20 protein-coding genes are annotated in these 19,465 nt (G+C 64.3%); 9 read left to right on the top strand and 11 right to left on the bottom strand.

Annotated features, from left to right (window positions below):
* The gene (locus tag ABD050_RS22400) at positions 1 to 201 is read left to right on the top strand and encodes a DUF1289 domain-containing protein (protein WP_343891743.1); all 201 of its coding nucleotides are present in this window, start codon (positions 1 to 3) and stop codon (positions 199 to 201) included.
* Positions 202 to 655: 454 nt separating this feature from the next.
* On the opposite strand, the gene ABD050_RS22395 is transcribed toward ABD050_RS22400, so the two are convergent.
* The 11 genes from ABD050_RS22395 to ABD050_RS22345 all read right to left on the bottom strand — a co-directional run bounded on the left by ABD050_RS22395 (position 656) and on the right by ABD050_RS22345 (position 11,012).
* Entirely contained in the window at positions 656 to 1,282 is a 627-nt protein-coding gene (locus tag ABD050_RS22395) for a glutathione S-transferase family protein (protein ID WP_343891940.1), read from the bottom strand.
* 111 nt (positions 1,283 to 1,393) lie between these two features.
* A complete protein-coding gene (locus ABD050_RS22390) occupies positions 1,394 to 1,882 on the bottom strand; it encodes a dienelactone hydrolase family protein (RefSeq protein WP_343891742.1) in 489 nt (162 codons plus the stop codon).
* A 93-nt stretch (positions 1,883 to 1,975) separates the two neighbouring features.
* Positions 1,976 to 2,854, bottom strand: a complete 879-nt coding sequence (locus tag ABD050_RS22385; protein ID WP_343891741.1) for a dienelactone hydrolase family protein — start codon at positions 2,852 to 2,854, stop codon at positions 1,976 to 1,978.
* Positions 2,855 to 3,018: 164 nt separating this feature from the next.
* The gene (locus tag ABD050_RS22380; RefSeq protein WP_343891740.1) at positions 3,019 to 4,107 is read right to left on the bottom strand and encodes an MBL fold metallo-hydrolase; all 1,089 of its coding nucleotides are present in this window, start codon (positions 4,105 to 4,107) and stop codon (positions 3,019 to 3,021) included.
* Between the two features lie 132 nt (positions 4,108 to 4,239).
* Positions 4,240 to 4,920, bottom strand: coding sequence for a cell cycle transcriptional regulator TrcR (locus tag ABD050_RS22375; protein WP_343891739.1), 681 nt, complete (start codon positions 4,918 to 4,920; stop codon positions 4,240 to 4,242).
* Between the two features lie 110 nt (positions 4,921 to 5,030).
* Positions 5,031 to 6,056 (bottom strand): glycosyltransferase family 4 protein, encoded by a 1,026-nt coding sequence (locus ABD050_RS22370; RefSeq protein WP_343891738.1) that lies wholly within the window; start codon positions 6,054 to 6,056, stop codon positions 5,031 to 5,033.
* Between the two features lie 5 nt (positions 6,057 to 6,061).
* Positions 6,062 to 6,955, bottom strand: coding sequence for a UDP-2,3-diacylglucosamine diphosphatase (locus tag ABD050_RS22365; protein WP_343891737.1), 894 nt, complete (start codon positions 6,953 to 6,955; stop codon positions 6,062 to 6,064).
* A gap of 117 nt (positions 6,956 to 7,072) precedes the next feature.
* The gene (locus ABD050_RS22360) at positions 7,073 to 8,422 is read right to left on the bottom strand and encodes an arylsulfotransferase family protein (protein WP_343891736.1); all 1,350 of its coding nucleotides are present in this window, start codon (positions 8,420 to 8,422) and stop codon (positions 7,073 to 7,075) included.
* A gap of 246 nt (positions 8,423 to 8,668) precedes the next feature.
* Positions 8,669 to 9,286, bottom strand: coding sequence for a glutathione S-transferase family protein (locus ABD050_RS22355; RefSeq protein ID WP_343891735.1), 618 nt, complete (start codon positions 9,284 to 9,286; stop codon positions 8,669 to 8,671).
* Positions 9,287 to 9,377: 91 nt separating this feature from the next.
* Positions 9,378 to 9,995 (bottom strand): hypothetical protein, encoded by a 618-nt coding sequence (locus ABD050_RS22350; protein WP_343891734.1) that lies wholly within the window; start codon positions 9,993 to 9,995, stop codon positions 9,378 to 9,380.
* Positions 9,996 to 10,010: 15 nt separating this feature from the next.
* The gene (locus tag ABD050_RS22345) at positions 10,011 to 11,012 is read right to left on the bottom strand and encodes an NAD(P)H-quinone oxidoreductase (protein ID WP_343891733.1); all 1,002 of its coding nucleotides are present in this window, start codon (positions 11,010 to 11,012) and stop codon (positions 10,011 to 10,013) included.
* A 66-nt stretch (positions 11,013 to 11,078) separates the two neighbouring features.
* On the opposite strand from ABD050_RS22345, the gene ABD050_RS22340 reads away from it, so the two are divergent.
* The 8 genes from ABD050_RS22340 (at position 11,079) to coaD (ending at position 19,354) form a co-directional block, all read left to right on the top strand.
* On the top strand, positions 11,079 to 11,276 hold the full coding sequence (locus ABD050_RS22340) for a DUF1192 domain-containing protein (RefSeq protein ID WP_343891732.1): 198 nt from the start codon (positions 11,079 to 11,081) through the stop codon (positions 11,274 to 11,276).
* A 124-nt stretch (positions 11,277 to 11,400) separates the two neighbouring features.
* Entirely contained in the window at positions 11,401 to 13,746 is a 2,346-nt protein-coding gene (gene clpA, locus ABD050_RS22335; protein WP_343891731.1) for an ATP-dependent Clp protease ATP-binding subunit ClpA, read from the top strand.
* A 127-nt stretch (positions 13,747 to 13,873) separates the two neighbouring features.
* Positions 13,874 to 15,562, top strand: a complete 1,689-nt coding sequence (locus ABD050_RS22330) for a GGDEF domain-containing protein (protein WP_343891730.1) — start codon at positions 13,874 to 13,876, stop codon at positions 15,560 to 15,562.
* Positions 15,563 to 15,619: 57 nt separating this feature from the next.
* Positions 15,620 to 15,817 (top strand): hypothetical protein, encoded by a 198-nt coding sequence (locus tag ABD050_RS22325; RefSeq protein WP_343891729.1) that lies wholly within the window; start codon positions 15,620 to 15,622, stop codon positions 15,815 to 15,817.
* A 63-nt stretch (positions 15,818 to 15,880) separates the two neighbouring features.
* Positions 15,881 to 17,578 carry a long-chain-fatty-acid--CoA ligase gene (locus tag ABD050_RS22320; protein ID WP_343891728.1) on the top strand — a complete coding sequence of 566 codons (1,698 nt, stop codon included), beginning with the start codon at positions 15,881 to 15,883 and terminating at the stop codon, positions 17,576 to 17,578.
* Positions 17,579 to 17,660: 82 nt separating this feature from the next.
* A complete protein-coding gene (locus ABD050_RS22315; protein WP_343891727.1) occupies positions 17,661 to 17,900 on the top strand; it encodes an exodeoxyribonuclease VII small subunit in 240 nt (79 codons plus the stop codon).
* A 4-nt stretch (positions 17,901 to 17,904) separates the two neighbouring features.
* Positions 17,905 to 18,804, top strand: coding sequence for a polyprenyl synthetase family protein (locus ABD050_RS22310; RefSeq protein WP_343891726.1), 900 nt, complete (start codon positions 17,905 to 17,907; stop codon positions 18,802 to 18,804).
* A 43-nt stretch (positions 18,805 to 18,847) separates the two neighbouring features.
* A complete protein-coding gene (gene coaD, locus ABD050_RS22305; protein WP_343891725.1) occupies positions 18,848 to 19,354 on the top strand; it encodes a pantetheine-phosphate adenylyltransferase in 507 nt (168 codons plus the stop codon).
* Positions 19,355 to 19,465 lie beyond the last annotated feature (111 nt).

The raw sequence follows: 19,465 nt of genomic DNA, 5'->3' as shown, positions 1-19,465 counted from the left end.
GTGGACGGGATCGTCGAAACGGTGCCGGTGCAGCTCATCGAGAGCCCGTGCGTCAATATCTGTGTGATGGACGACGCAAGCGGCTGGTGCCTGGGCTGCGGGCGGACGATCGATGAGATTGCCGGGTGGAGCAGCGGCAGCGCGGCATGGCGGCGGGCCGTGACGGCGGCGCTGCCTGACCGAATGGAGCGCCTCGGCTGAAGCGGCGCACCTGAAACCGGGCAAGCCCGAACGACATTCAAGCATGCGATTGGCGGAGAACGGGACTGGGGATTTCCCGCTGTTCCCCGCTGTTATCGGAAAATTATTTTTTCGCCGCTGTTATGTTGGATTTTCGCAACAATTTACTTGCCTGTTATCAATTATTTACGGTCGATTTCGCTGTTACCCGATAACAGCGGAGGAACAGCGGAGGAACAGCGGCGATGCAATGGACGAACAGCGGCGGAACAGCGGAACAGCGGGGGGCTGTTGGAAATAACAGCGCCACGTCGTCATATAACATATGCGGTCATGTCAAAGAGCGGGACTGAGCGACGCAGCGCTTCGTCCGACACCACCTCTTACAATCATCGCCCCGGTTGAATCGGCGCCCCCGACGCCGGGGCAGGCTCGGCGATCTCAGGGTGAATGGACGAAAGTTTCCCCGACCAGATTACGCAGGCTCAGGCGCCGGCATCAGCGCATTGTCCTTGTCGTTGGCCCGCTTGCAGGCGTCACGTGACATGATGCGGCCGAGATAGTCAGTGAACACGTCGCGCTTGGGCAGGGTGCCGAACTGGGTGCCCCAGCCGATTTGCGACCCGACATAGACGTCAGCCGCGGTGAAGCCGTCGCCGGCAATATAGGGATGCGCCGACACCGCCCTTTCGAGCGTATCGACCGTAAGATCATAATTGCCATAGCCAGCCATGCGCTGCTGCTGTTCGGTTGGCGCGACACCCATCGATTTGTTGGTCACTGCCTGCTCGACCGGGCCCGCTGCAAAGAAGAGCCAGCGATAATAATCGGCGCGCTCCGTGGTCGGCGGTGCAAGCCCGGCCTCGGGAAACGCATCCGCCAGATAGGCGCAGATCGCCGCGCACTCGGTGACGACATGGCCGTTGTGGACGATCGCGGGCACCTTTCCCATCGGGTTGATCGAGAGGTACGGCTCCTGTTTCATGGTCGACGCGTAATCCAGCACGACCGTTTCATAGTCCGCACCGGTTTCCTCGAGCATCCAGCGGATGATTCGGCCGCGCGACATCGGGTTGGTATAGAAGACAAGGTTCGACGCCATCATGCTCTCTCCCGACTCGGGCGCTCAAGAACATAAATGGAACACGACACAGCAACGGCGTCAAGATCCCCCTGACGCCGTGCTTGAATCCTGATGTCGGGAAGCGCGCGCTCAGGCGGCGCTGACGACCCGGACATTGCCGTTGCTGTGTGGCAGGCGCTTCAGCTTCGGCGCGACCTTGACCATTTCGGCAACCTGGCTCTCATGATCGAGGCCGGCGAAATTCTTGCCGAGATCGGGCGCGACGGCAAAATAGCCGGCCTGCGCGTAGCGGCGCGCGGTTTCCTCGGCAGCGGCATCGAGCCCGTTCTTGCCGTGCAGCACGACAACGACATCGAGGTTGGTCTTGCCGCGCGGCGTGGCGAAATAGCCGTCAAGGATGCGACCGCCGCTGATCGCGAAGCGCAGATTCTGCGCATTGAGCCTCGGATCGATACCCGCCGCGGCGGCTGGCGTGGCGAAGCCGACCATCCCCGAACCGGCGACGACTGACGCGACCGGCAGGGCGGCCATGCGACTCATTACCGTGCGGCGACCGAGCGGCGCCCGGGCGAGGCTGGCGATGCCCGTCGCGACGGGCTGATCTGTTACATCTGTCATGATTGCCTCCCTTGCACCGCCCCCTGCGGTCGGGCGAAACCTAACCTGTCGCTTTGCGGGATACAACCAGAACGGCGCAGACCTTTTTGGCAATTATGTATCGAGATGGGCGTGGAAGAAAGCGATGGTGCGCTGCCAGGCGAGCGTCGCCGCCGGCGCGTTATAGCGTTCCACCGAAGTGTCGTTGTTGAAGGCATGATCGACGCCTTCATAGGTGTAGGCCTGGACGTCCTTTCCGGCCGCCTCGAGCGCCGCGGCCCAGGGCGCGCCGGTGCTGTTCACGCGCGTGTCCTTGCCGGCATAATGCAGCAGCATCGCTGCCTTGACCTTGACCGCCTCAGCCGGCTCGGGCGCCGGGCCATAATAGGGTACCGCGGCGGCAAGCGCGCCGCCGGCCGCCACCGCGACCCGGTCGACCAGCCCGCCGCCCCAGCAGAACCCGACCGTACCGACCTTGCCATTGGCGCCGCCGATTCGCTTGAGCATGCCGATGACGCCAAGCGCCTCGGCGACGATCGAATCGTAATCGACCTTGGCGATGAGATCGCGCGCTGCATTCTCGTCGGCGGGGGTACCGCCCTGATCGGACAGGAAATCGGGCGCGAAGGCGAGGAATCCCTCAAGCGCGATCCGGCGGGTGATATCCTCGATATGGGCATTGAGGCCGCGATTCTCGTGAATGACCATGACCGCGCCGGCCTTGTGGGCGAGATCGGCACGGACGGCGAAATAGCCATTTATATTCTTGCCGTCGGGAAGGATGTGGGCACCCTTTCGTGTCTTCAGACGCTTGTCGTCGGGCTGGGTGATCGCAGCGGCCGCGGGCGAGGCGGCAATGCCGGCGATCAGCGTTTCAGCGGCAGCGACCGAGCCGGCCAGCACCGCCATCTGGCGAAGCAGGGTGCGGCGATCGCGGTGCTCATGCGTGAAAGCGTCGTAGATCTGGATGGCGCGGTCGCGGAGATCGGACATGGCTTGCTCTTTCGACTCGCCGCCTCGCGCGGCGTTGCAACCAGGAGGCTAACCGCTCGCTGCCGCTCCGTCACCCCGGCGCGCAGCGCCGCAAGCGTTGCGTGCGCAGCACGATGGGCCCGGAACAAGTCAGGCCATATTCGGTCGATCGAGCGGATTACGGATCAGATCGCGCGGTACCACCATACGCCGTCCCGCACTTCCTTCATCACCCTACCCTCGACTTCGAGCCGACGCAGATGGGCGAGCGCCTCGCCGGTCGCCATGCCGAGTATGTCGGGGCCAATAGCGCGGCGGAACAGGCGACCGAAGCAATCAACCGCGCGGCGCGGCTCGGCGAGGAAGATTTCGAGCTCATCGAGCCGCTCGCGATGTTCACGGTCCATCGCGTCGAGACGATTGTGCAGCCCGGTGAAAGGGTCGCCATGGCCCGGCAGGACGAGCAGGCCGTGCGGCAATTGCCTGAGCTTCGCGATCGAGGCGAACCATTCGCCGAGCGGATCAGCCTCGGGCTCGGTGACGCCGAGCGATACGTTGGGGCTGATCCGGGGAAGCACCTGATCGCCCGCGATGAGGATACCCGCAGCCTCGTCGAGCAGGCAGGCATGTTCGGGGCTGTGGCCCGAGCCGACCACGACCCGCCACGGATTGCCGCCGAGCACCAGCGTCCCGCCATCGACCAAGCGCCGATAATCGAGCGGCAGCGGCGTGACGATCCGCCGGAATCCCGACCAGCCGCGTTCGGCGGCGTGGCCAATCTGCTCGTCGGTCCAACCGGCGGCGCGCCAGAATGCGGCCATCTCATCGGGAAGAGCATCACGCGCATCGAGCAACACCGAACGCAAGGTGAGCCATTCGCCACGCGTCATGAACAGCGAGGCGCCGTGATGGGTGCACATCCAGCCTGCCAGGCCGACATGATCGGGGTGGAAATGGGTGCCGATCACCCGAGTTACCCGCGTGTCCATGAGCGGGCCGCGGAAGACAGCTTTCCATCCGGCCCGTGCGTCGGGGAGGTTCATGCCGGTATCGACCAGCGCGACCCCGTCCCCATCGTCGATCAGCCAGCAATTCACGTGCTTGAGCGCGCCCGGCACGACAAGGCGAACCCAGCGAATACCGGGAGCGATCGTCATCACGTCGCCAGGGCCTGGTTCGGCGCCGCCGAACGGATAGATCATGCCTTTATGGCTGGTCGGGACGAAGCTTTCGTCAGCGACGAACGCGGCATCGGAGCGGGAAGCAGTGGCCATCAGTTGCGGGTAGCAACGGATCGCCGGGCAAGTCACGCGGCAAATGTCCGGGGCTGTGCACGGATCGCCGGCGCGGCAGGCTGCTTACAGGATTCGTCATGCCGGAACACGTCCGGCATGACGTTTAACGCATCAACGCTTGAACAAATTCTCGGCGGTCGGCTCTGCGGAGACGGGGCTTTCACCAGCTTCAGCTGCTTCGGCGTCACGGGCAAGCTGGTCGCGCTGGGCGCGGAGTTCAACGATCAGTGCCTCGCGATCACCCTCGAGACGGGTGTCGACCGGCGCCTCGATACCCGCCGCCTTGGCCGCCTTGGCCACGGCAGCATCGAGCTCGCGCTGGGTGGTCAGGCCCAAGGTCACCGGGTCCTTTGGCGTGATGTTGGCGATGTTCCAGTGGCTGCGATCGCGGATCGCCGCGATCGTGGTGCGGGTGGTGCCGATCAGATTGCCGATCGCGCCGTCGCTGATCTCGGGATGGTTGCGGATGATCCACGCAATGCCGTCCGGCTTGTCCGACCGCTTCGACACCGGGGTGTAGCGCGGCCCCTTGGTGCGGCGAACCTGCTCCGGGCCCTTCAGCATCACCAGGCGATAATCGGGATCGGCCTGGCCCTTGTCGATCTCTTCCTGCGTCAGCTCATGGGCACGGACCGGATCGCGGCCGGTCAGCTTGGTTGCCGCGGTATCGTCTGCGATCGCCTGGATTTCGAGGATATGCAGGCCGCAGAATTCAGCGATCTGCTCGAAGCTGAGCGAGGTGTTATCGACCAGCCAGGACGCGGTCGCATGGGGCATGAGCGGCTGAGCCACTGGAAAACTCCTCTAAAACGTAAAAGGGCCGCCCCTTTGGGAGCGGCCGTGACATGGAACCGACTTAGTCTTCCTTGCCCGGCGAGGCAAGCGGGGCCGTTTTCTTTCGGCTATGCCGCAATCGCCTTGTCCTGATCGAGCGGCACGAGCGCACTGAGGAACTGACGGGCACTGGCCTCCCAGGTGAACGTCTCGCCATAAGCGGCGCAGATTTGGCGATCCCTGGTGAGGGCGGTGGCGATCGCCACGTCCAGATCAGCATGCATCGCACCAACCTGATCGGTCAGCACGTCGATCGGGCCGGTGACGGGATAGGCGGCGACCGGAACACCGCAGGCGAGCGCTTCGATCATGACCAGGCCGAACGTATCGGTACGGCTGGGGAAAACGAAGACGTCGGCAGCGGCATAGGCGGCGGCGAGCTGATCGCCGAACAACGGACCGAGAAATTTCGCCTCAGGGAAGCGCGCTTCGAGCGACGCCCTGGCCGGCCCGTCGCCGACGATCACCTTCGTGCCCGGATGGGTCGAGGCAAGGAACGCCTCGATATTCTTCTCGACCGCGACGCGGCCGACATAGAGCTGGATTGGCCCGGGCAGCCGGGCGAGCGCCGGGTCCGCGACCGTGCAATCGGAGAAGGTCGCAAGATCGACCCCCCTGCCCCAGTGGCGGACGCCGGCGAGGCCATGCTTCTCGAGCGTGGCGGCGACCGAGGGCGTCGAGGCGAGGATCGCTTCCGCCGGGGCATGGAACCAGCGGATATAGCGCCATATCCATTCCGGATTCACGCCGGTCCGCGCCGATACATAATCGGGAAATTGCGTGTGATAGGCGGTGGTGAAGGGAAAGTGACGCGTCAGGCACCAGCGCCGCGCGGCCAGGCAGACCGGGCCTTCAGTGGCGAGATGGATGGCGTGCGGATTGAAATCGGCGAGCCGCTTGCCGACATCGGCGACCGTCGCGAAGGCGAGGCGGATCTCGGGATAGGTCGGGCAGGGCAGCGAATAGAAAAGGTCGGGCGAGACAATCAGTATCTCGTGCCCCTGCCGCTCGAGTTCAGTGCGTACTGCCTGCAACGTCCGCACCACGCCGTTCACCTGAGGCGACCATGCATCGGTGGCGATCGCGATCCGCATGCCGCTCAGGCCGCCAGCATCTCGATATCCGCCTCGTCCGGCTCAGTGGCGCTTGCCTCGGACAGATCGCGCGCTGCGATCTCGTCGGCCCAGTGGAGCAACTCCATCCGGCCGTCGAAATGCTCGACCAGCGCGGTGCATCCCTCCACCCAGTCGCCGTCATTATAATATTCGACGCCGTCGATGACCCGGAACTCGGCGGTGTGGATATGGCCGCAGACAACGCCGTCGACGCCCCGGGCGCCGGCCGCCTCGGCGATCACTTCCTCATAGTTGGAGATGAACTCGACTGCGTTCTTCACCTTGGCCTTGGCATGCTTCGACAAGGACCAATAGGGCAGGTTGAAGAAGCGGCGATAGGCGTTCACCCAGCGATTCAGCGCCATCATGAATTCGTAGGCGGCATCGCCGACATGGGCCAGCCAGCGATGGGTGAGCGTGATGATATCGAACTCGTCGCCATGCAGGATGAGCAGGCGGCGGCCATCGACAGTCTCGTGGATCGCCTTGCGGCGGATCGCGACGCCGCCGAAATCGAGACCGGTGAACTGGCGCATCATCTCGTCATGATTGCCCGGAATATAGATTACATCAGTGCCGCGCTTGGCGCGCTTCAACAGGCGCCAGACTACGTCATTGTGCGAGGCGGGCCAGTAAAATTTCTTCTTCAGCCGCCAGCCATCGATGATGTCGCCGACCAGATACAGGCGCTCGCTGTCGACATGATCGAGAAAGTCGATGAGCATATCGGCATTGCAGCCGCGGGTGCCGAGATGGATGTCGGAAATCCAGATCGTGCGGTACTGGCGCCGCTCGGCAAGCCGGCGTTCCGGCCTGACAGGTTTCGAATTCGCGAAATCGGCGATGTTGTCCATCGCGATCCTGGTGACAGCGTCCATATGCCGTGATCCCGCAAGCCCCGTGTTGAGACGGCGCTATGCCCGATCATTATGACAGTTTGATTCCGATCGCGTGGCGGGGGGGTTACAGCGTCAGCCGGACAATTGCCTGCCCGGTCAGCCGCATCGCGCATTCACGGCGGCTGCGATCCCGGCCGCGTCCGCCTTGGGATCGAGATACCGGCTCCATCCAAGCTCGAATCTTTTGCCGCCGGGGCCGCCGGTGATGTAGCGCCACCGGACGGTGCCGTCGGGCGCCATGCGGAGCAACCGACCGTAATTGGTCTCCTCAACGAACAGATCGCCATTGCCCATCATCGTGGCGAGGCCCTGGGTAACGGTGCGGATATCCTGCGCGGCAAAAGCGGCCTCGTACGGCGACTCGGCCTTTCCGGTCGCGAAATCGTACACATAGAGGCGATTGTGGTTCACCACATGGTCACCGTTCGTCGCCCGCGGGTTCGGGCCATCGGGCCCGGATTGGACGCCATTGTCGAACACCGAGATGCGATGATCGTCGAGGATGTCGACATCATGCTGCATGCTCCAGGGGCCCTGCTGCCACCACAGGATCCGGCCCGTCGATGGGCGATAGAGCATGAGCAACGACAAATGGCGAAGGCTGATGAACAGATCGCCCTTCTGCCAATAAGGGCCCGACTGCAGGACCGGCTGGATATCGTTCAGATGAGTCGGGTCATTCGTATAGGGGATCGATCGCCACAGGCGGGCCAGGTGATTTCGCTCGAGGATCGCCGCGATCGATTCAGCCTTGAGGAGACGCCCGTCGGGCGAAAATTTGGTGATCAGATCTTCCCTGAACGCGGGACCGACATGGGCAAGCCGCGACGTCAAGGGCTGGTCGGGAGTCCAGATATTGCCGTCAGCATCGAGCTCATTGGAGTGATCGAAGATTCCATCGTACGTCCACAGCACGCGCCCGCAGGCATCGATGCGCACCTGCGGCGTACTGTTGTGAAAGACGATCCCGCCATCCGGCATCAGCAGCGGATGCGTTATCCGGTAGCGCGCGGGCGGATGATTGGCGTCCAGATTGATCGACGGGCCGATATGCGAGCGGCGGTTGATCGCGGCAATATCCGGCGCATATTCGTGCATGACCTTGCCGTCGCTCAGCCGGGTGAGGTCGACGAGATAGCGCTTCCGTTTCGCATCATAGCCCGAGATCAGCGCATAGCCGTCGTCCACGAGGGTGGATTGAGGATTGCGCCAGAAACCCGCCGGCAGATCCTCCCGATTTTCATGGGTGATCGGCTCGGTGGGCGCCGTCACCGCCCGTGCCGCGTTGAGCGGGATATTGGCGATCGCGAGCGCGGGCGAGGTCAGGGCCGAAAGCCGGTTTCCCCCGCTCGACGCATAGGCGACCAGCGCGCCGAAGGCCATCAGGACGAGCAGCCCGCTCAGGACGAGGAACAGCAGAAACCACAAGGGAACGCTGCGGTGCATCAACTTCTCTACATTCAACGCGCGCACTTCCCCATCAACGAGACGACATATCAGCCAGCATATCGGTCAGCGCAACGCGAGCCGTTGCGCCGGTCGCCTGTTCACTCTTCTCCCGCGATGGACAGCCGATTTTGATCGGTCAGGCAGACGCGTCTATCGTGCTGTGCGCGTCTGGCAACTCGAAAAGACTCCGAAATCGATTGACGAAGGCAGCATCCGGCCCGTGGCGCTCGACGCCGCAGCGGGCTAGGCGTCGATCGCTTTATAGCCGGGCAACGCGCTAATCCGATCGAGCCAGGCGCCAAGCCGGGGGTAGGCACCCAGGTCGAAACCGCCGCCTTCGGCGACATGGGTATAGGCGTAGAGCGCGATATCGGCGAGCGTCGGCCGGGAGCCGATGAAGAAGGGTGTGCGGCCGAGATGGGTGTCCATCAGGGCGAGCGCCGCGTTGCCGGCTGCCTCTTTCGCCGGGATCTGGCTGCGCTGGGCCTCGCTGAGCGCACTCTCCCCGATGAAGTGACGCCAGAAGCGGAGAGTCGCGACATTGGGCTCGTGATTATATTGCTCCCAGAACATCCAGCGGAGCATGTCGGCCCGGTCGAAGCGATCGGCGGGGATCAGGGCCGAGCCGTCAGCGAGATAGAAGCAGGCGGCATTGCTCTCGGGCAGATAATCGTCGCCGATCTGGAGCACCGGGATGCGGCCGTTCGCGTTGACGCCGTCCAGAAACGCTGCAGAGCGGGTCTCGCCCTTCATGATATCATATTCGCGGCGTTCGATCGGGATACCGAGAAGCGCCGCGGTCAGGCGGATCTTGTAGCAATTTCCCGAGGCGGCATATTCGTGAAGGATCAGATCTGACATGGCGGCTCCCCTGCTCATCCGAGCCTCATGGCCACGCGGCACGCCAGGTCAAATCGAATGTGCGGGGCGATCGATAAGCCTGGCTTTTCGATCAGATGATGCCGAGCGCTTCCCGCCGGCGGCGCAGTGCGCCGAGCTCGAAAAAGCCGATGCCGAGCAGGGCGATGAGGAAAAGCCAGCCCCAGATATAACGCCAGAGAGGAAAATCCCAGGCGCCGAGCGGCGCGGCGACCGGGATGCCGGCCATCCGCAGATTATAATCGACGGCGGGAACGCCGACGAACTCACCCGGCGTTTCATAATAGAGCAGCACGCCATATTGCCGGCGGGGAATGAAGGGCATGCCGAGGATATCGAGCTCGTTGATCGAATAGCCGTAGCGGAGAGTCCTGACCTCGTCGGGCGTCGCCGGCAGGTCGCGTGGAGGGCCTCCAAAGGCACTTGGGGTGACGAGCGGAACATGGCGGACCTTGGGGATGTGCACGCCATATTCGTCGACGGCATGAACGAAACCCGTTGACGCAGCGCTCGCCGTAACCGCCGGCCCGCGCACCACAGCCGAGCGGTCGCCGATGATGAGGGGCCGGTCCGATAGCAGGAAAATGGTTCCGAAGGTCAATCCGATCACGATCAGGAGCACTGCCCTGATCGCCTCGTCGCGCCTGATCGTCGGATGTTTACCGGCGAGAAAAGGGTTCTGACCTGCCATGCGCTCGCCCCCCGGCTATTCCATCACCAGCACGATCTTTCCGACATGATCGCCGGCTTCCATCCGTTCATGGGCGGCCGGCGCCTCGGCAAGCGGATAGGTCCGGTCGATCACCGGCTTCAGCCGGCCCGCCTCGACATGCGGCCAGACGGTGCGCGTGAGCTCATCGGCGACGAGGCTCTTGAAGGCTGAGTCGCGCGGACGGAGGGTTGAGCCGGTCAGCGTCAGGCGGCGGCGCATGATCTCGAAGATCGGGATCGTCGCGGTCAACCCGCCCTGCACCGCGATCGAGACATGGCGGCCGTCATCGGCGAGGCATTGCATGTTGCGGGGCAGATAGTCGCCGCCGACCATGTCGAGCACCACCGCAACACCCTTGCCGGCGGTGATCGTCTTCACCTCGGCGACGAAATCTTGAGTCTTGTAGTTGATCGCATGATCGGCGCCCAGCGCCCTGGCGGCGGCGCATTTCTCGTCGGAGCCGGCAGTGACGATGATCGTCAGGCCGAACAGATTGGCAAGGCCGATCGCCATCGTGCCGATGCCGCTGGTGCCGCCATGGACCAGCACCACATCGCCCTCGGCCGCGTAGCCGCGTTCGAACAAATTGGTCCAGACGGTGAAGAGAGTCTCGGGCATCGCCGCTGCCTCGACCATCGTCAGCGCCCCCGGAACATGCAGGCACTGGCCGTACGGCGCGACCGCGAAATCGGCATAGGCGCCGCCCGAGATGAGCGCGCAGACCGGCTGGCCGATCACCTCGCGATGTTCCCCTTCGCCGACCGCGACGATCGTTCCGGAGACTTCCATGCCGAGGATCGACGGGGCGCCGGGCGGCGGCGGATACTGGCCCTTGCGCTGCATTACCTCAGGCCGGTTGACGCCGGCGGCGGCGACGCGGATCAGCACCTCGCCCGGGCCAGGCCTCGGCACCGGCCGCTCGACGATGCGCAGCACCTCGGGCCCACCCGGAGCCTCGGGGTCGATCGCCCGCATCATATCCGGAATTTCGTACATTGGTCGGCAGCCCCCTGATAGCGCGCCTTATTGACATCGCTTGCCGACCGGTCAACGTTCGCTCTCATGGATCTGGACGAGATTCTCCCGAAAAGAGCGGGCGATCCGCTCGCTGAACTGGCGCGCCAGGATCTCGATCCGTTGTCGGTGGCGGAGCTGGGGGCGCGCATCGCTGCGCTCGAGGCGGAAATGGTCCGCACGCGTGGGAAAATGGAGCGCGCCGTTAATCACCGCGCAAGCGCAGACGAACTATTCAAGCGATGAGCATATTTGCTCCGGCATGCCGATCGGGCCGGGGTTTCTGTCAAGTGCTTGATGCGGGCGACCTGCCTTCCAACATAGCAGGAAAGGGCCGCCCGTTATGTCGCGGCCCGCATGGAGTAACCTAATGCCTTCTTTCGCATCAGCGCTGGAAACCACCCTCCACAAGGCGCTCGAAGCCGCGTCCTCGCGACGCCACGAATATGCGACTCTCGAGCATCTGCTGCTGGCGCTGGTCGATGACGAACATGCCTCAAAGGTGATGACCTCGTGCGGGGTCGATCTCGGCGAACTCAAGGCCACCGTCGCGCATTATCTCGATACCGAACTCGAGGCGCTGAAGGTCGACGCAGCGACCGACCCCTCGCCCACCTCGGGCTTCCAGCGCGTGGTCCAGCGCGCGATCCTCCACGTCCAGTCTTCGGGCCGCGACGAAGTGACCGGCGCGAACGTGCTGGTCGCCCTGTTCAGCGAGCGCGAGAGCTATGCCGTCTATTTCCTCCAGCAGCAGGACATGAGCCGTCTCGATGCCGTCAGCTTCATCTCGCATGGCGTCGGCAAGGGCGGCGCCGCCCCGGAACCCCGCGAAGTGAAGGGCGCCGAGGAGGAGAAATCGCCGAAGAACGACGGCAAGGGCAAGAGCGAGAGCGCGCTCAAGCAATTCTGCGTCGATCTCAACGAGAAGGCCAGGAACGGCAAGGTCGATCCGCTGATCGGCCGCGGCCCCGAGGTCGATCGCACGGTGCAGATCCTGTGCCGGCGCTCGAAGAACAACCCGCTCTATGTCGGCGATCCGGGCGTCGGCAAGACGGCGATCGCCGAGGGTCTGGCGCGCAAGATCGTCGAGGGCGACGTGCCCGAGGTGCTGCTGCCCGCCGTCATCTATTCGCTCGACATGGGCGCCCTGCTCGCCGGCACGCGGTATCGCGGCGATTTCGAGGAGCGGCTCAAGGCGGTCGTCAACGAGCTCGAAAAGCTGCCCGACGCGATCCTGTTCATCGACGAGATCCACACGGTGATCGGCGCCGGCGCGACCAGCGGCGGGGCGATGGACGCCTCCAACCTGCTCAAGCCGGCCTTGTCGGGCGGCACGATCCGCTGCATCGGCTCGACCACCTACAAGGAATTCCGCAATCACTTCGAGAAGGACCGCGCGCTGCTGCGGCGCTTCCAGAAGATCGACGTCAACGAGCCGACGATCGAGGACACCATCAAGATCCTGACCGGGCTGCGCACTGCCTTCGAGGCGCACCACTCAGTCAAGTACACGCCCGATGCGATCAAGTCGGCGGTCGAGCTGTCGGCGCGCTACATCAACGATCGCAAGCTGCCGGACAAGGCGATCGACGTGATCGACGAAGTCGGTGCGATGCAGATGCTGGTGCCGATCAACAAGCGCAAGAAGACGATCACCACCCGCGAGATCGAGGCAGTGATCGCGACGATGGCGCGCATCCCGCCGAAATCGGTCTCGGCCGACGACACCAAGGCGCTTGAGAGCCTTGATACCGATCTCAAGCGGGTGGTGTTCGGGCAGAATGCCGCGATCGAGAAGCTCAGCTCGGCGATCAAGCTCAGCCGCGCGGGCCTGCGTGATCCCGACAAGCCGATCGGCAATTACCTGTTCACCGGCCCGACCGGCGTGGGCAAGACCGAGGTCGCGCGCCAGCTGGCGTCGATCATGGGCATCCCCCTCCAGCGGTTCGACATGTCGGAATATATGGAACGCCACTCGGTCTCGCGGCTGATCGGCGCCCCTCCCGGCTATGTCGGCTATGATCAGGGTGGTTTGCTGACCGACGCAGTCGACCAGCAGCCGCATTCAGTGCTGCTGCTCGACGAGATCGAGAAGGCGCATCCGGACCTGTTCAACATCCTGTTGCAGGTGATGGACAACGGCAAGCTGACCGACCACCACGGCAAGACCGTCGATTTCAGGAACGTCATCCTGATCATGACGACCAATGCCGGCGCGTCGGACATGGCGCGCGAGACTCTGGGCTTCGGCAACCTCACCCGCGAGGGCGAGGACGAGCAGGCGGTCCAGAAGATGTTCACGCCCGAGTTCCGCAACCGGCTGGATGCGATCGTGCCCTTCTCGTACCTGCCGACCGAGGTGGTCGCGCGCGTCGTGGAGAAGTTCATCCTCCAGCTCGAGCTGCAGCTGGCCGACCGCAACGTCCATATCAGCCTCGACGACGAGGCGAAGGCGTGGCTGACCACCAAGGGCTATGACAAGCTGTATGGCGCGCGGCCGATGGGGCGGCTGATCCAGGAGAAGATCAAGCAGCCGCTTGCCGAGGAATTGCTGTTCGGCAAGCTCGTCCATGGCGGCGAGGTGAGCGTCAAGCTCAAGGATGGAGCACTCGCCTTCGAGATCGTCTCGGCGCCACCCAAAAAGCCGAGGAAGAAGGGCAAGGGCGGCGAGCCGGCACCGACCCGTACCGACCCGGACAAGACGGCGGCAAAATGATCGATCGGGCCGGGACGGACTCAACCGCCCCGGCCCGTTTCGCATCGCGACTCCTCCGGGCGGATAATTTCACCGGAGGGAGCGACTTTTACCTTCTGTTTGGCATCTGCGGCCTACATCCGCAGCCATGCCAAGAGCGGGGGCACCCATATTATTCGCGCTGATCGGCGCGCTGATCGCCTTTGCGGGTATCGGCGCGGCGCCAGCGGCGGCGCAAGTCGGCGTCGTCGGGCGCGCGGTCGCCGTATGCGTCACACCCGCGGCGCCCGACATGAAGCCTGGGACGTTGTTCGGCCAGGCCGACCGCTTCGATTGCAAGACGCGGCAAACCACAATGGGTTCCGGCGATTATTGGGTGCTCTCGGAGCCTGTCAGCGTCACCGGCCCAGCCGATATCCGCATCGGCAGCCTGTGGCAGGAGCGCGTGACTCTCTATGCCCGCTACGCCGATGGCGCGATCGTCTCCGCGGTAACGGACGGGAAGGCGGCGACCCGCCATCTGCAGCTCGGCGCAATCATCGAGCGCGGCCTGCCCGCACGATCGTCACCGCTCGTCCGGCTGCTCTGGCACGTCGAGGGGGCGGCGAATCTGCGCGGTATCCTGAACGGGGCGAGAATCGCCACGCCGGCCGAAAGTGCCGATGCGAACCTCTTGATGGGCGTGATCTATGCCGGCTTCGTCGGACTATGCATCGCCCTGCTGACATATAACCTCGCGCTCTGGGGGGCGCTCCGATACCGATTTCAGCTCGCTTATTGTGCCATGCTCCTGAGCTTGCTGATCTACGCCATCTCGTCTTCGGGGGCGCTGGCCTGGGCCTGGCCCGACATCGTCAACAATGACCGGTTGCGGATCAACTATGCGATGCTGGGGCTGTCGGCGACGGCGGCGATGTTGTTCGCGCGCAGCTTCTTCGAGCCACGCGTCTTTGCGGGATGGCTCACCCACGCCAGCAATATGGTTTGCGGCGCGATGCTCGTCACGGTCCTGATGCTGGTGACGCTGGCGCCGTGGCAGATCACGCTGCTCGACAAGGTCTTCTCCGTCGCCTTCATCACCCAGCTCGCGATTGTCGTACCGATCCTTTGGCGCGGCTGGCAGACCCGGAGCAATTATCTGTGGATGTTCGCGATCGCGTGGGCGGCCCCGATCATCCTCGCCTGCTTCCGGGTGGCGAACGCACTGCACGCAATCCCCTGGAGCTTCTGGCTCGACAATTCGACGATCGTGACCATGACGGTCGAGGCATTGTTTTCGAGCCTGGCGATTGCCTACCGGATCCGCTTGCTGAGCCGCGAGCGCGACGAAGCGCGCGCGCAGGAGATTGCAGCGCGATTGCTCGCCGATACTGATCCGCTGACCGGGCTGCTCAACCGCCGCGCCTTCCTGCGCAGCGCGATCGGGCGCGAGGGAGAGCAGACTCTCCTCCTCGCCGATATCGACCATTTCAAGCGCGTCAACGATACGATCGGCCATGACGGTGGCGACGAAGTGCTGCGTGTGTTCGCGCGGACGCTGCGCAACTCGGTTCCGCCGGAAGCACTGGTCGCCCGCATCGGCGGCGAGGAATTCGCGATCGTGACCGCCGCGGCCCTTGCAGTCGAGCCCGAGGATATCCTGGCGCGGCTTCGCGCCGGGCGGATGCCGTTCGATATTTCGGTAACCGCGAGCATCGGCGCTTCCACCGGACCGCTGGCGAGGGAGGCCGACTGGAAAACGCTCTACCGCTGCGCTGATCTGGCCCTGTTCGAGGCCAAGGCGGCGGGACGCGATCGGGTGCGCGGCACGGTGACGACGGGCCAGATCGCGGCCTGACCTTCGCTTGCCGCGGCCCCGGTCGGCGCTTATGGTGAACGGGCGGAAGGAACGCCCATGCGTGATCGTCGATTTGGCCTGATTCTGGCGGCAGCGGCGCTGCTGATCGTCGCTGCACGTCATCCTTCTGCCGACATCCGTATCCTGACGCATGATCAGGCCGATCGCGCGCCGCATCGCCTCCAGGCGGCGTTCGACCTGGGGCTGGTCGCGATCACGGTGCTGGTCACCTGGACGACGAAGCGCCTGGCCTGACGCTCGCGCCGGCTCGCTGAGTTCGGCTTGCGCCCGGGGAAGGCCCTGCTTACATCGCTGTCAATGATCGACCCCGAAAGCGCCTGGCACGATTCCTATCGCCACCCCACGCGCTGGGACAGCGCGTTCCCGCCCCTTTCGATGACCGACCTTTTCGACGGTGCGACGTCGAGGGGCGGCGATGCGCCGCTGATCGACTTTCTCGGCCGCCATTACAGCTATGCCGAGACGCGCGACGGCGCCAACCGGGTCGCGGCGGGACTGAAGGCTCTGGGCTACGGGCCGGGTGACCGGATCGGCCTGTTTCTGCCCAATGTCCCTCACTATGCTGCGGCCTATTACGGCATTCTCAAGCTTGGCGCGACGGTGGTGAATTTCTCGCCGCTCTATACCGCGGCCGAGCTCGAGCATCAGGTCGCCGATTCGGACACGAAGCTGCTCTTTACCCTTTCGGCAAGCGCGCTGCTGCCGACTGCGCTCAAGGTGCTCAATGAGAGCAGGCTGGAACGGCTGGTGGTCGGATCGGTCGCGGGCGCGCTGCCGACGGCAAAATCGGTTCTGTACCGGCTGTTCAAGCGCAGCGAGGTGACGAAACGGCCGGACGACCCGAGGATCATCGCCTTTTCGCGGCTCATCGCCAATGACGGCGCCTGCCCCAGTCCGACGATCGATCCGATGCAGGACGTTGCGCTGATCCAATATACCGGCGGCACAACGGGTACGCCGAAGGGGGCAATGCTGACTCACCAGAATTTGTCGGCCAATGCCCGCCAGGTCATGGCGCTTGACCCGCATCCGGACATGCACGACCGAATCCTCGGCGTGCTGCCGCTGTTCCATGTTTTCGCCAATACCTGCGTGCTCAACCGAACCGTCCTCAACGGCGGCTGCATCGTGATGCTGCCGCGCTTCGAGGCGGGACAGGTGCTCGCAGCAATCGACCGGACCAAGGCGACAGCCTTGCCCGGCGTGCCGACCATGTACCAGGCGCTGCTCGACCATCCGAAGATCGGCGCGACCGACTTTTCGTCGCTCAGGGTCTGCATCTCCGGCGGGGCACCGCTCCCCGCCGAGCTGAAGGCGAAGTTCGAGGCGGCAACCGGCGCGACCGTGGTCGAAGGCTATGGGCTGTCGGAAAGCTCGGGCGTGATTTCGGCCAATCCGTATGAAGGCGAAGGGAAATCGGGCACGATCGGCCAGCCAATCCCGGGCACGCGGGTGCGGCTGGTCGACAAGGGCGATCCGTCGCAGCCAGCGCCCGAAGGCGAACCCGGCGAAATTCTCGTCTCCGGGCCGCAGGTTATGAAGGGCTATTGGAATCATCCCGAGGCCGACGTCGAGGTGTTCGTCACCGACGCCCAGGGCGGGCGCTGGCTGCGCACCGGCGATGTCGGCACGATCGACAGCGACGGCTTCATCAAGATCGTCGACCGGCTGAAGGACATGATCGCGGTATCCGGCTTCAAGGTATTCCCGAGCCAGGTCGAGGCGGTACTCCATCACCACCCCGCGGTGAAGGAAGCGATGGTGATCGGCCTGCCTGACCCCTATCGCGGCGAACATCCCCGTGCCTATGTGACGCTGAACGATGGCGCCGCCGCAACCGCGGATGAGCTGCGCGACTGGCTCAATCCGCAGCTTGGGCGGCACGAGCGGGTGGATCAGGTCGTGATTCGGCTGACCATGCCGAAAACGATGATCGGCAAGCTGAGCCGCAAGGATCTCGTCGCCGAGGTCATGGCCGAGGCTTCGCACTCCTGACAAGGCGTCGCATCCCGTGCGATGCGGGCGGCCATGCTACCCCTTCTTGACCCCCCTCGCCCGCGTGCCGCATAGCGGGCCGATGGATACTCCCGTTGAAGAGCTGTCTTTCGAGGACGCGCTGAAAGAGCTCGAGGCAATTGTCTCGCGGCTCGAAAGTGGCGATGCGCCGCTCGACCAAGCAATCGGCCTGTACGAGCGCGGCGACAAACTCAGGCGGCGATGCGCCGACCGGCTCGATGCGGCACAGGCGCGAATCGAGGCGATCAGGCTCGACGGCGAGGGCCGGCCGACAGGCACCCAGCCCTTTGCCGCCGGCTGATCCGATGGCGGCTGCATCCCTGTCGCTCCAGGCTGCGCTGAGCCAGGTCGGTGCCGATATCGATCGTCGGCTCGATGTCTTCCTCGCGGTTCCGGACGATCCCCGCGCCGATCTGTATCGGGCGATGCGCCATTCGGCGATCGGCGGCGGCAAGCGGCTGCGTCCGCTGCTGGTTTTCGCAACCGCCCGGTTGTTCGGGGTGGATCGCGACTGCACCGGCCGCGCCGCGGCGGCGATCGAATGCATCCATGTCTATTCGCTGATCCATGACGATCTGCCGGCAATGGATGACGACGATATGCGCCGCGGCAAGCCTACCGCGCACAAGATATTCGGCGAGGCGACCGCGATCCTCGCGGGCGATTCGCTGCATGCGCTAGCCTTCGAGATCCTGGCCGATCCCGCCACGCATCCCGACCCTTTCGTCCGCGCCGAACTGGTGCTCGATCTCGCCCGCGCGGCAGGGCCCTCGGGCATGGCGGGCGGGCAGATGATGGACATCGAGGCGGAAAAAACGAGCTTCGACCTGCCGACCGTCACGCGGCTGCAGGCGATGAAGACCGGCGCGTTGATCGCTTGCTCGGTCGAAGCGGGCGCGATCCTGGGCCGGGTGCCGCCCGAGGGACGAATCCCCTTGCGCGGCTATGCGCGCGACCTGGGCCTCGCCTTCCAGATCGCCGACGATATTCTCGATGTCGAGGGCGACGAAGCGGCGGTGGGCAAGAAGCTGGGCAAGGACGAAGGCGCGGGCAAGGAAACCTTTCTGTCGCTGCTCGGCCTGCCCCGCGCGCGCGAACAGGCGCGGATGCTCGTCGACCAGGCAATCCAGCACCTCCAGAGCTTCGGCCCCGAAGCGGATCTGCTGCGTGACATCGCCCGGTTCACGCTGGAACGCGACCGGTGAGCCTTCGAGATATCGTGCCGAAGGACAAGGGGAAAAGCCCGTCATGACTACCCGCACCGGCGTCTATCCCGGCACCTTCGACCCCGTCACGCTTGGCCATATGGATATCATCCGGCGCGGCGCGAAGCTCGTCGACCGGCTCGTGATCGGCGTGACCACCAACCCGAGCAAATCGCCGATGTTCAACATCGACGAGCGGATGGCGATGGTCCAGCGCGAGGTGGCCGGAATCGGCGGCGAGATCCATGTCGTCAGCTTCGATTCGCTGCTGATGGATTTCGCCGAGCGCGAGGGCGCGAGGGTGATCATCCGCGGCCTGCGCGCAGTCGCCGATTTCGAATATGAATATCAGATGGCGGGGATGAACCAGCAGATCAATCCGCGCGTCGAGACTGTCTTCCTGATGGCCGATGTCTCGCTGCAGCCGATCGCGAGCCGGCTGGTCAAGGAAATCGCCCTTTATGGCGGCCCGATCGACCGTTTCGTGACGCCCGCCGTCGCGGCTGACATGGCGGCGCGGGTCAAAGTGATTGGCCGCAAGGGGAGCTGAAACGCCAATTCGCCGCTTTGCCACACGAGCGCCACTCTTGGGTCGGATGACCGGTTTTCGAGTGGGGACGTTCAGATTGGCGCAAGCGCGGATTTGCTCTAAGCGCCCTTG

The organism is Sphingomonas oligophenolica, assembly GCF_039522915.1.
Taxonomy (GTDB): domain Bacteria; phylum Pseudomonadota; class Alphaproteobacteria; order Sphingomonadales; family Sphingomonadaceae; genus Sphingomonas; species Sphingomonas oligophenolica.
The sequence above is the reverse complement of the archived record's forward strand: the minus strand, read 5'-3'. Positions and strand labels throughout refer to the sequence as shown.